An 11,785-nucleotide genomic window follows, 5' to 3' on the forward strand; every position below is an offset into this window, starting at 1 on the left:
GCGGCGAAGTTCGTACAATAACCCCTTTTGGACGACCGAACCATGACGGACACAGCTTCAACACCGCGGGTAGGTGTGGTGATGGGATCGCGTTCGGATTGGGAAACCATGACGCATGCGGCCGAGGTGCTTGCGGAGTTGGGTGTACCGCACGAGGTGCGGGTGGTATCGGCCCATCGCACGCCGGATCTGTTGTTCCAGTACGCCGAAGAGGCGGTCAAGCGTGGTATCCACGTCATCATCGCCGGAGCCGGCGGGGCAGCCCATCTGCCGGGCATGCTGGCGGCCAAGACTCGCTTGCCGGTGTTCGGCGTGCCGGTGCAGTCCAAGGCTCTGAATGGTATGGATTCCTTGCTTTCCATCGCACAGATGCCGGCCGGCATTCCGGTCGGCACGCTGGCGATCGGTCGTGCTGGCGCGGTCAACGCCGGTTTACTGGCCGCGTCGGTGCTGGCTCTGCACGATCCGGCCGTGGCAAAGGCGCTCGAAACCTATCGCGCACGTCAGACCCAGACTGTTCTGGATAACCCGGATCCCCGCTCGTGAGTGGACGTCAGAAGCAACCCGTTCTAGGCATTCTGGGCGGCGGACAGCTCGCCCGCATGCTTGCTATCGCTGCTGCTCCGCTGGGTGTGAGAACGTTGGTGGTGGATAGCGCCGCCGACGCCTGCGCCGGACAGGTGGCGCCACTGCGCCAAGCTGACTGGACCGATTTCGCCGCCCTGGAAAAATTCGCGGCCGAGGTCGACGTAGTCACCTTCGATTTCGAAAACGTGCCGGCCGACACCGCACATTGGCTCGCCGAGCGTGCAGCGGTGTTTCCCAATCCACGCGCGCTGGCCGTAGCGCAGGATCGCCTTGCCGAAAAAACGCTGTTCCGCGAATGCGGTTTGCAGACACCGGCATTCGAGGCGGTCGATACGCGCGAAGACCTCGACCGCGCATTGGCCAAGATCGGCGCGCCATCCATCCTGAAGACGCGCCGCCTTGGTTACGACGGCAAGGGTCAGTTCCGCATCAAGCAGCTTGCGGATGCGGATGCCGCATGGGCCACGCTAGGCGCGAACGCGCATGGGCTGATTCTGGAAGCCTTCGTGCCATTCGAGCGTGAGCTCTCCGTGCTGGCAGTGCGTACGCGCAATGGCGATTTCCGCGTGTGGCCGCTCACACAGAATTGGCATACAGATGGTGTGCTCAGCTTGAGCCTCGCTCCAGCGCCGGAGGTTGGCGCATTGCAGGCGCGCGCTGAGGCCTTGGCGCGCACGCTAGCGGAGCGCTTGGATTACGTCGGAGTGTTTGCGCTCGAGTTGTTCGTCAAAGATGGCGAATTGCTCGGCAACGAAATGGCGCCCCGCGTGCATAACTCTGGACACTGGACCATCGAAGGCGCCATTGCCAGCCAGTTCGAAAACCACGTGCGCGCGGTGCTTGGTTTGCCGTTAGGCGATACCTCCGCGCGTGGTTTTTCAGCGATGTTCAATTGGATCGGCGAGTTGCCAGATGCTGCACCGGTGTTGGGCACGGTCGATGGGCATTGGCACGACTACGGCAAGGAGTCGCGTCCGGGACGCAAGGTGGGACATGCCACGGTATGCGCGCAGGATGCGAAAACCTTGGCTGCGCGAGTGGGTGAGATTGCGCGCGTGTTGAAGCGCGAAGAGCAAGCGGCGCCCGGTATACGCGCGTTATCTAACTAAGTGAATCCCTCTCCCTTCGGGAGAGGGTGCCGAGAGGCGGGTGAGGGTTCGGGCGAAGCGCGGTATCGACTTTTCGTGCGAGCCTGCATCATCACGCGCTGATCGCACCCTCACCTCAACCCCTCTCCCGAAGGGAGAGGGGCTAAACGCATCAGGCGAGATTTTTCGCCGCAAAATCCCAGTTCACCAGATCCCAGAACGATTCAACGTACTTCGGACGCGCATTGCGGTAGTCGATGTAGTACGCGTGTTCCCATACGTCGATGGTGAACAGCGGCTTGTCGCTGCCGGTGATCGGTGTGGCAGCGTTGGACGTGTTGACGATGCCCACCGAACCGTCCGGACGCTGCACCAGCCAAGTCCAGCCCGAACCGAAGTTGCCGACGGCCGACTTGGTGAATTCTTCCTTGAATTTGTCGAAGGAGCCGAACGCCTTGTCGATCGAATCGGCCAGCTTGCCGGCGGGGGCGTTGTCCTTCTTCGGCGAGCGCATGGAGTGCCAGTAGAAGGTGTGGTTCCAGATCTGCGCTGCGTTGTTGAACACGCCGCCGGACGACTTCTTGATGATGTCTTCCAGCGCGGCACTTTCGAACTCCGTGCCCTTGATCAGGTTGTTGAGGTTGGTCACATAGGCCTGATGATGCTTGCCGTAGTGAAACTCCAGCGTCTCGGCCGAGATGTTCGGCTCCAGCGCGTTCTTTTCGTAGGGCAACGGGGGAAGTTCGATCGCCATGGGTAACTCCTGGGCGTTGGCTGAGGATAACGGGTGACCACCCGGCCGGGCGCCGGGACGGCTGGTACACTACTAAGCTGGCTGCATTGTAGTGATGAATCTCAAGTTATGGACGTCAATGAGCGAATCAAGGCGGTGCTGGCCGAGCACCCCATCGTGCTTTTCATGAAAGGCACGCCGCAATTCCCCATGTGCGGCTTCTCCGCTCGCGCAGCGCAAGCGCTCACGGAAGCGGGCGCGACGTTCTATGCGGTGAACGTGCTGGCTGATCCGGAAATCCGCGCAGCCTTGCCGCACTACGCCAACTGGCCTACGTTCCCGCAGCTTTTCATACAGGGCGAGCTGATCGGTGGCTGCGACATCGTCGAAGACCTCAAAGCCTCCGGCGAACTAGCGCGTATGGCGCAAGACGTAGAAGGGGAACATCAAGCATGAGCTTGAGTCTGCCGTTGCACCGTTTGCCCGTGGCCTGGGCGCCGGCCGCCAATGAGTTGGAAGGCCGCGTGGTGTTGGTCACGGGTGCCTATGGCGGATTAGGTGGTGCGGTTGCGCGCGCCGTTGCTCGTGCCGGTGCCACAGTAGTAATCACCGGCAAGCGCAAGCGACAACTGGAACAGCTTTTCGATGCGATGGTCCGCGACGGTCTGCCCGAACCGGTCATCCATCCACTCGATCTAGAAGTGGCCACGCCCCGCGATTACGAGGCGCTTGCCGAAGGTTTGCAGCGCGACCTCGGCCGGCTCGATGGCATTGTCCATACCGCGGCAAGTTTTGCCGGCTTGATGCCGATGGCCACGCACAAGCCGGATGCCTGGCTGCGCAGCCTGCACGTCAACGTATCCGCACCGTTCGCGCTTACCCAGGCTTGCCTGCCATTGCTCACGGCTGCGCCCGACAGCGCAGCGGTGTTCGTGTTGGACAATCCGGAGCTGGTGCATCGTGCGCACTGGGGTGCTTACGGCGTGTCAAAGGCGGCGCTGGAGCGTTTCGTTGCCATTCTTCATGACGAGCACGACGAAGGTGCGTTCCGTGTGCATGCGCTGCTGCCGGCGCCGATGCGGACCACCTTGCGTCGTACTGCCTATTTCGGTGAAGACACCTTGCAGCACCCGGTACCGGACAGCACGGCCGAAGCAGTGGTGTATCTGCTGAGTGCGAAAGCCGCTGCTGCGCGTGGCGGCGTGCTCGATCTACGCATGGCATGATCGAGCAGCATGTTGCGCGCTAATCAAAAGGGGATTCAATGGAAACGCAGATGACCACCATGTCGGCGGCGATCCTGCTGTTCCTGATCATGGATCCGCTCGGCAACATTCCCATCTTCCTGACCTTGCTCAAAGATGTGGCGCCCAAGCGGCGCCGCGCAGTGATGGTGCGCGAACTGTTGATTGCACTGGCCGTGTTGCTGATGTTCTTGATGGGCGGTCAGTTGATTTTGAAGCTGCTGCAACTGCGGCAAGAGTCCATCAGCATTGCGGGTGGCATCGTGCTGTTCCTGATCGGCATCCGCATGGTATTTCCACCGGCCGAGGGTGGCATCTTCGGACAAGCCGGTGAAGGCGAGCCTTTCATCGTGCCGATGGCGATTCCCGGCGTGGCCGGGCCTTCAGCGATGGCGGCGCTGTTGCTGCTTACGAATACGCAACCGGGACGCAACGCGGACTGGGCGATCGCATTGCTGTGCGCGTGGCTGGCGACGGCCATCATCCTGCTCAGTTCCACTTATTTGTTCCGTTGGCTCGGTGAAAGCGTGCTCACTGCACTGGAGCGCGTGATGGGCATGTTGTTGATTGCCTTGTCTGTGCAGATGTTTCTCAGCGGTATCGCGGCTTATTTGCATCTGGCGGTTTGATTGTTTGTGCTCCCGCAAAATCAATGCGATAGGTCATGAGGCACAACCGATTTGAACGCGGTTTTAAGAATCCATACGTGATCCTTCGTGTATTCTTGCGCTCCGTACCAGTTTGACCCTGCGATTTCTCGCAGTTGTCACACTTGATCGGCAACATGGATTAAAACCAAGGGAGGCGGTCATGCTTCACGTTGAACAGGCCCTTACCGAACGTCTGCCATGGCTCGCTCAGCACCCGATGATTCGCAGGCCCGTCGCCGGCATGTTGGGGCGACTTGCCGATGAAGCGGGCTTCAATCGGGTACTTGATCGGCTTGCCGACACCAAGGGGTTCGATTTCGCCGAACAGGTCCTGGATCTGTTGGGCTGCAGCTATCACGTCGTGCAGCGCGAGCGGGAACATATTCCCGTCGAAGGTGGCGTGATGGTCGTTGCTAATCATCCGCTAGGTATGCTCGACGCGATGGCCTTGCTGGACCTGGTGGGTTCGGTACGCAAGGACGTGCGTATTCTCGGCAATGACTGGCTGGCTGCCGTTCCGCAACTAGGTCCTTTGCTGTTGCCCGTCGATGTATTCGGCGGCGGCGCGGCTTCGCGCATGCGCAACATTTATCGTGCGCTCGATCGTGGAGAGGCCCTGATTATTTTTCCGGCTGGCGAAGTTTCCCGCATGGGCCCGGTCGGAGTACGCGATGGTCGCTGGGCGGATGGTTTCGCGCGAATGGCCATGCGCAGCAAGGTACCCGTGTTGCCGATTCATGTAGCAGCGCGCAATTCGGCCATGTTCTATGGGCTTTCCATGCTGGCCAAGCCGCTCAGTACGGCCATGCTGCCGCGCGAAGCGGTGGCGACTCACGTCAGCCGCATTGGTTTTAGCGTAGGTGCGCTGGTAAGCGCGGAAGAAATGATCAAGCGCAGCGATAACAATTCGCAGCGTGCGGCCGATTTGATGCGTAGGCATGTGTATCGCATCGGCCGTCGGCGCGGCTTGATCTTCGGCGGACAGGTACCGTTGGCCCATCCCGAGCCGGTCGATCGCGTGGCGATGGAGTTGGCGCAAAGCGAAAAGCTCGCCGATTTGGCTGACGGTAAACAGTTGATCGTGTTGCGCGGCCAAACTGACGGTGCTGCGTTGCGCGAGATCGGTCGTTTGCGCGAACTCACCTTCCGCAAAGTGGGCGAAGGCACCAATACCCGCCGCGATCTGGATGCTTACGATGCCCATTACGAGCACCTCGTGCTGTGGGATCCGAAGGCACTGCGCATTGTCGGTTCGTATCGCCTTGGTCATGGCGGTCGGCTGATTGCAGAGCGCGGTATGAGCGGTCTGTACACCGCCAGTTTGTTCAATTATTCGCCAGCGTTGGAATCGCGATTGGCGCAGGGGTTGGAACTGGGTCGCAGCTTCATTGCCCCGGCGTATTGGCGTTCGCGCGCGCTGGATCAGCTGTGGCAGGGTATCGGCCTGTATCTGCAGCGACATCATGCGGAGCTGCGTTACCTGTTCGGACCGGTGAGCATGTCGGTAAGCCTTCCGCTTCAGGCGCGCGAATGGATTGCCGCGGCACATCAGCATTACTTCGGCGCGCCGGGTCTTGCCTCGGCCCGCCAGCCGTTCAAGGTTTCAGCGGACGTGCTTGAAAGGGTGCGCGGCGAGTTGGAAGGCCTGGACCCGGTCAGCGGTCTTGGCAAATTGCGCCATCACTTGGACGCGCTAGGAGTTAGCTTGCCGGTGCTCTATCGCCAATACGTGGACTTGGTCGAGCCCGACGGTGTGCAATTCCTCGATTTTGGCGAAGACCCCGGTTTCTCCGGCTGTGTTGATGGCTTGGTGATGCTCGATCTTTCGCGCCTCAAGCCCGCTAAGCGAGCGCGTTATCTGGGCAAAGGCGTCTGAGCCTTCTATTGCCTCTCTCCTCGGGCATAGATATCCATCAATTGGGAAAAACTGCTCCTCCCCTGGTTGAAGGGGAGGAGCTTGTCTGGGGCTTTCTCCACAGTTGAGATGCTTCTGTAAAATCCATGTAAAGGAAATGTGGGATTGTGCTAAGGTATCGCTAAGGATACGTGACCGCTTTTCCCTCGCCTGGGCGTAAGTAAATGGCTTGGAAAGGCATGCGAATCAGCTTGCACGTGTTTCGTCCAGGGTTATGTCAAAGGGTCGGAGTTCTTCTGCTCTGTCCCGCTGGAAAAAGCAAAACCTAGGGGTTCCTGAGAAGGCCACTCGGCTCATCCAACAGGTGAGCCCGAGCCTTTTTGTGTCGGGGAATCGCAAGTGGCCAGGAGGGCCGGCTGATATCGAGTTGTCACCAGCAATGGTCGAGCGGTCATTACAAGCGGTGCCAAAAAATTTCGAAATCAATAACCGAACTACGGGGCTCTTCATGAAACGAACGCATCTTTACGCAGGGATTGCCATGGCTTGTTACTTCACCGCGGGTGCTGCGCTGGCGCAGACCGCAGGTGATCAAAGCCAAACGAATGCTCAGCAGCGCGCCTCGGTGTCGACCACGTCGAACACCACCAACGACACGGCCACCAAGCGCGCCGTGCAGCAGTTGAGCGCGGTGCAGGTGAAGGCTCAGTCGCTCGCCCTCGGTGGCGGCCTGATGTCGGTGCAGGAAGCGCCGAAGGCGGTGTCCACCATTTCGCGCGATGCGATTGTCAAGTCGGCTCCGGGTGCGACTTTTGTGCAGGCCATCGACAGCATCCCTGGCGCGGTGACCGCGACGGATGACGTCACCGGCCTCAACGACGGCACCGCTGCCATTCGTGGCTACACGCTCGACGAAATCGGTGTAACGGTGAACGGTGCGCCGATCAACGACAGCGGCAACTACAAGATTTACCCGACCGAGTACGGCGACACCGAGAACATGGGTGACATCACCGTGCAGCAGGGTTATCCGGACAACGACATGCCGATTCCGGGCGCTGCAGGCGGCTCGATTGCCTGGGTGACGCTCGATCCCTCGCACAAGGGTGGTGTGGATTTCAGCCAGTCGTTCGGCGGCCATGACTATCGTCGCACCTTCTTCCGCTTGAACACGGGCGATCTCGGCCCGGTGCGTTCATGGGTTTCGTACTCCGACAACCAAGTGAACCTGTGGCGCGGCCCCGGCACTTCGCACGTGACCAAGGTCGACGCCAAGTCGGTGTGGACCATCGACGCCGACAACACCATTTCGGCCGCTGTGCAGTACAACCGCGAAATCAAAACCAATTTCGAGTCGCTGACCAAGGCGCAAGCGCAGCAGGATTACAAGCAGAGCTATCTAGGCGTCTATACGCCTGGTCAGACCAGCAACAACTTCTACCTGTTGCACCAGAATCCGTTCGTGAATTACCTGGCCAGCCTGGACGGCGAGTTCAAGCTGTCCGACAACCTGCACCTGTCGGTCGTCCCGTATTTCCAGTGGGGTGAAGGCGGTGGCGGTTCGGGCACCACGTTCAGCGAGTACAACGGCAAGGGTTCGAACGAGCCGCTGTTCAAGGTCGTGACCTACGATCTCAACGACAACGGCAAGATCGACAACAAGTACTCCAACGTGCTGGTCAATTCGTACAGCTACTCGTACACCTTCCGCCCCGGTGTGATCGCCAAGTTGAACCAGGACTTCGGCCTGGACAACAGCCTGGAATACGGCGTGTGGTTCGAGCGTCCGCGCCAGTCGCAGGGTCAGGTGTTCATTCCGATCAACTACAACACCGGTGCGCCGCTGGACCAGTGGGCCGGCAATGACAGCTTGATCCGCTACTCCAACGGTGTGGTCCAGAAGACGTACGATCAGTACACCACCACCACGAACGCCAAGGGCTTCATTACCGACACGTGGACGCCGACCGATCAGCTGACGCTGACCGGCAGCATTGCCTACGTGTGGTCCAAGCGTGATGGCTTCATGTGGGAATATCCGGGCTCCACTGGTTCGCTCACCAAAAAGCTGGCCGTGAGCAACTTCAATTCCTCGTTCGGCGGCTCCGCCAACCAGACCTTCCACGACTTCACGCCGACCTTCGGTGCCAAGTACCAGCTGGATGAGCTGAACCAGTTCTACTTCGGCTACGGCCACACCTTCCGTGCGCCGATCAATGGTGCAGTGCTGTCCAACGAGTTTGCCAACTACGGCAAGAACCCGGTGAACGTGAAGCCGGAAACGGCCGATACGGTGGATCTGGGCTGGCGCTTCTACGGCGACACGATCTCGGCGAACGTGGATGCGTATGCCTCCAACTTCCACAACAAGCAGATCTCCGGTTACGACCAGAACACGGGTCTGACGGTGTACGTGCCGCTTAATCGCGTGCATCTGCGTGGCCTGAACTCCGAAGCCAGCTACAAGATCACGAACGAGTGGACGATCTACGGCTCCTACTCCTACACACAGGCTCGCCTGGAAGACAACATCAACACGCTGGGTGACGGCATCTACTACACCCGCGGCAAGACGATGATCGCCACGCCGCAAAACCTGGTGTACACGTCGGTCAACTACAACAACGGCCCGTTCTGGGCGCAGTTGAACGCGAAGTACACCGGCTCGCAGTGGGGCGACTGGTCCAATACCGAGAAGGTGGGCGGCTACACCACGTTCAACTTCAACGCTGGCTGGAACTTCGCCGACTTCGGTGGCTGGCTGCACAAGCCCTACATCAAGCTCAACGTGTTCAACCTGGCTAACCGCAAGGCGCTCACGTACGCCAGCAACGTGTCCGCGTTCCTGGCTTCCAATCCGAACAACGTGAAGGACGTCAACGGTGTGACGCTGTTTGCTTCTGCGCCGTACTACACGCTGCTGGAAGAGCGCACCTACATGGTGACGTTCGGCGCTTCGTTCTTCTAAGAAGCGTCATCTCGCCCGACTCCCTCTCCTCTTTTTGGGGAGAGGGATGGGGTGAGGCAAGCCCCGCGCGCAGCGGGGCTTTTTTGTGCCCAAAACATTGACCGCGCCACGGTTTCGGCGAGATGCTAGGCGGCCGCACGCACAGGTTGCAGCACCGCGCCGCGTAAGAAATCCAGGAGAAGATGGGAAATGAACGACACGCAGATCGACAAATCCGGCAAGCCCGCTACGGTAAGCGCTCGCATTTCGCCCGCTGGCGGCCTGGATATCCTCTCTCGCAACGAGGTGATCCGCCTGCGTGATGCCAGCGGCTCCGGGCTGCACGGCCTGTTGCGCCGGTGCGCACTCGCAGTGCTCACTTCAGGCGAGATCGGCGACGATCCGCGTGGCATGTTCGAGCAATATCCCAACTTCGATATCCAGGTGTTGCAGCAGGATCGCGGCATCAAGATCGAACTCTCTCATGCGCCGGCCAAGGCGTTCGTCGACGGGCAGCTTATTCGCGGTATCAATGAGTTGCTGGTGGCGGTGGTGCGCGACATTGTCTACGTGGCCACGCAGTTGGAGCAGGGCGCGTTCGATCTGCACGATACCGTGGGGATCACCCACTCGGTGTTCGAGATCCTGCGCAATGCGCGCATTCTCAAACCGCAGATCGATCCCAATCTAGTGGTGTGCTGGGGTGGCCATTCGATTTCGCGCGATGAGTACGAATACACCAAGTCCGTCGGCTATCAGCTTGGCTTGCGCGGCATGGACATTTGCACGGGCTGCGGTCCTGGTGCCATGAAGGGACCGATGAAGGGCGCAACTATCGCCCACGCCAAGCAGCGTCGCCGCAAGAATCGCTACATCGGCGTGACCGAGCCGGGCATCATCGCGGCCGAGTCGCCGAATCCGATCGTGAATCAGCTCGTGATCATGCCGGATATCGAAAAGCGCCTTGAAGCATTCGTTCGCATGGGGCACGGCATTGTGGTGTTCCCTGGTGGCGTCGGTACGGCGGAGGAAATCCTCTATCTGCTCGGCATCCTGCTGCATCCGGACAACGCCGGCATTCCGTTCCCGCTGATCTTCACCGGGCCCAAGCAATCCGCCGCCTATTTCGAGCAGATCGATGCCTTCCTGCGTCTCGCCTTGGGCGACGAGATTGCGCAGCACTACAAGATCATCGTGGACGATCCGATCGCCGTGGCGCACGCGGCCGTGCGCGGCATCGACAAGGTGCGCAACCATCGCCTGGACAACAAGGATGCGTTCTTCTTCAACTGGTCCCTGAGCATTCCGTTGGCATTCCAGCAGCCGTTTATGCCCACCCATGCCGCCATGCGCGCGCTGGCCATCCATCGCAATCGCCCACGGCACGAACTCGCTGCCGATTTGCGCCGCGCCTTCTCGGGCATCGTCGCCGGCAACGTGAAGGACGAGGGCGTGCGCGCCATCGAGCAGCACGGCCCGTTCGAAATCGACGGCGAGCCGGAGATCATGCGTGCCCTGGACCGCCTGCTGCAGGCCTTCGTCCAGCAACACCGCATGAAACTCCCCGGCGGTAGCGCTTACGTGCCGTGCTACCGGGTGCTCACGAACTGAAGACGGAAATCCAAGCGTCCATGGCTTGACAGCCTTGGGCCCGATTCCCCAAACTATGCAGCTCCCCGCCCGAATAGCTCAGCCGGTTAGAGCACTTGACTGTTAATCAGGGGGTCGTTGGTTCGAGTCCAACTTCGGGCGCCAAATATCAAGGCCAGCAAATCATTGCTGGCCTTTGTTTTTTTGGTTCTCGGCAATTTATCCGCCCAGGATTACAGGCACCCAAACTTCACCATCGGTACATTTTCGGTACACCTGAGATGTTTGGAGTGCCAAATGGCAACGTTTGTGCGAACCGCTTCGGCCACGTGGAAGGCCGTCATTCGCAAACAGGGCTACGTGCAAACCTATCGAGCTATTAATCAAATCAATATCCCGTACTGCGTATTTGGTTGGCTCCGTTTTTTAGAAGGTCTCGCTTTGTCTTTGCGATTTCATTCGAGCAGTGCGCAAAAAAAGCTCTGCTATTGGCATCACGCCGTCATAACGACTAGCTTGCTATTACAGCTCGGCAGCTCTCAGGTTGGAGCGCGCAAGCAACAGGGGCTCTAAGTTTTATTTCAAGTCGCTTCATAGCGACGTTGTCTGTTGCATCTCTGGAGAGTTAGTTGCATTGCGAGTCGGCGTTTGCTTGGCGTCGAACATGGCTACGTGTATTTCTTGTTTTGGGCGATCCCGATTCGGTAACTTTGTTGTCAGTTGGGGGGCATCTACATGGTAATTAAGTCGCTCACAGTGGTTGTTCTGTGGTGCGTAGTCGCAGCGTCATTTGCAACGCAATCATCTGCACCTTTCCATCCAGATGCATCAGCCTCTAGTCATTTGCTTAGTTGTCCGATAGAAAAGCCGGACCGACCGATGACTTGCAGTTGTGGTTCCGGCCCCTCGCAATTTAAGAAGCAGGTGCCAGGCTACAGTTGCTATGCAACAAATAATCAAAAGTGTTCCGGCCCTTACTACACGTCGTGTTACGTAGCTTGTAGCTCCCAGGGGGTTGTTCCACCACCGACACCTAACCCGTGCCACTAATTCCAGGCAAAGCATTGCGGGACAATGCTGACTTGGGTTT

At 59.2% G+C, this 11,785-nt stretch carries 9 protein-coding genes and 1 tRNA gene; 9 read left to right on the top strand and 1 reads right to left on the bottom strand.

Annotated elements, in window-relative coordinates:
* Positions 1–42: 42 nt before the first annotated feature.
* Positions 43–546 (top strand): 5-(carboxyamino)imidazole ribonucleotide mutase, encoded by a 504-nt coding sequence (purE, locus tag QQJ86_RS10800; RefSeq protein ID WP_284320945.1) that lies wholly within the window; start codon positions 43–45, stop codon positions 544–546.
* Entirely contained in the window at positions 543–1,697 is a 1,155-nt protein-coding gene (locus QQJ86_RS10805) for a 5-(carboxyamino)imidazole ribonucleotide synthase (protein WP_284320946.1), read from the top strand. Before purE ends, QQJ86_RS10805 begins: the two co-directional genes overlap by 4 nt.
* 151 nt (positions 1,698–1,848) lie before the next feature.
* Here the strand turns inward: QQJ86_RS10805 and QQJ86_RS10810 are convergent, their stop codons facing one another.
* Positions 1,849–2,430: a superoxide dismutase gene (locus tag QQJ86_RS10810; protein WP_284320947.1), complete on the bottom strand. Its 582-nt coding sequence runs from the start codon at positions 2,428–2,430 to the stop codon at positions 1,849–1,851.
* 108 nt (positions 2,431–2,538) lie between these two features.
* On the opposite strand from QQJ86_RS10810, the gene grxD reads away from it, so the two are divergent.
* The 7 genes from grxD to QQJ86_RS10845 all read left to right on the top strand — a co-directional run bounded on the left by grxD (position 2,539) and on the right by QQJ86_RS10845 (position 10,860).
* Complete coding sequence (gene grxD, locus QQJ86_RS10815; protein WP_284320948.1) at positions 2,539–2,865, top strand: Grx4 family monothiol glutaredoxin; 327 nt, start codon at positions 2,539–2,541, stop codon at positions 2,863–2,865.
* Positions 2,862–3,635 carry an SDR family NAD(P)-dependent oxidoreductase gene (locus tag QQJ86_RS10820; protein WP_284320949.1) on the top strand — a complete coding sequence of 258 codons (774 nt, stop codon included), beginning with the start codon at positions 2,862–2,864 and terminating at the stop codon, positions 3,633–3,635. Before grxD ends, QQJ86_RS10820 begins: the two co-directional genes overlap by 4 nt.
* A gap of 50 nt (positions 3,636–3,685) precedes the next feature.
* The gene (locus QQJ86_RS10825) at positions 3,686–4,282 is read left to right on the top strand and encodes a YhgN family NAAT transporter (RefSeq protein WP_284320950.1); all 597 of its coding nucleotides are present in this window, start codon (positions 3,686–3,688) and stop codon (positions 4,280–4,282) included.
* Between the two features lie 181 nt (positions 4,283–4,463).
* Positions 4,464–6,179, top strand: coding sequence for a bifunctional ornithine lipid synthase OlsF (gene olsF / locus QQJ86_RS10830; protein WP_284320951.1), 1,716 nt, complete (start codon positions 4,464–4,466; stop codon positions 6,177–6,179).
* Positions 6,180–6,666: 487 nt separating this feature from the next.
* Positions 6,667–9,126, top strand: a complete 2,460-nt coding sequence (locus QQJ86_RS10835; RefSeq protein ID WP_284320952.1) for a TonB-dependent receptor — start codon at positions 6,667–6,669, stop codon at positions 9,124–9,126.
* 189 nt (positions 9,127–9,315) lie between these two features.
* Positions 9,316–10,716 (top strand): nucleotide 5'-monophosphate nucleosidase PpnN, encoded by a 1,401-nt coding sequence (gene ppnN, locus QQJ86_RS10840; RefSeq protein ID WP_284320953.1) that lies wholly within the window; start codon positions 9,316–9,318, stop codon positions 10,714–10,716.
* 67 nt (positions 10,717–10,783) lie between these two features.
* Positions 10,784–10,860: transfer RNA gene (locus tag QQJ86_RS10845), tRNA-Asn, on the top strand.
* The last annotated feature ends 925 nt before the right edge of the window (positions 10,861–11,785 follow it).

Origin of the sequence: Dyella acidisoli (assembly GCF_030160295.1) — a bacterium.
GTDB classification, from domain to species: domain Bacteria; phylum Pseudomonadota; class Gammaproteobacteria; order Xanthomonadales; family Rhodanobacteraceae; genus Dyella_B; species Dyella_B acidisoli.

What these genes read in the sequence shown, in the direction of transcription:
- grxD (WP_284320948.1), top strand. Translation starts at nt 2,539, where the DNA reads ATGGACGTCAATGAGCGAATCAAGGCGGTGCTGGCCGAGCACCCCATC.
- ppnN (WP_284320953.1), top strand. Translation starts at nt 9,316, where the DNA reads ATGAACGACACGCAGATCGACAAATCCGGCAAGCCCGCTACGGTAAGC.
- QQJ86_RS10825 (WP_284320950.1), top strand. Translation starts at nt 3,686, where the DNA reads ATGACCACCATGTCGGCGGCGATCCTGCTGTTCCTGATCATGGATCCG.
- olsF (WP_284320951.1), top strand. Translation starts at nt 4,464, where the DNA reads ATGCTTCACGTTGAACAGGCCCTTACCGAACGTCTGCCATGGCTCGCT.
- purE (WP_284320945.1), top strand. Translation starts at nt 43, where the DNA reads ATGACGGACACAGCTTCAACACCGCGGGTAGGTGTGGTGATGGGATCG.
- QQJ86_RS10835 (WP_284320952.1), top strand. Translation starts at nt 6,667, where the DNA reads ATGAAACGAACGCATCTTTACGCAGGGATTGCCATGGCTTGTTACTTC.
- QQJ86_RS10820 (WP_284320949.1), top strand. Translation starts at nt 2,862, where the DNA reads ATGAGCTTGAGTCTGCCGTTGCACCGTTTGCCCGTGGCCTGGGCGCCG.
- QQJ86_RS10810 (WP_284320947.1), bottom strand. Translation starts at nt 2,430, where the DNA reads ATGGCGATCGAACTTCCCCCGTTGCCCTACGAAAAGAACGCGCTGGAG.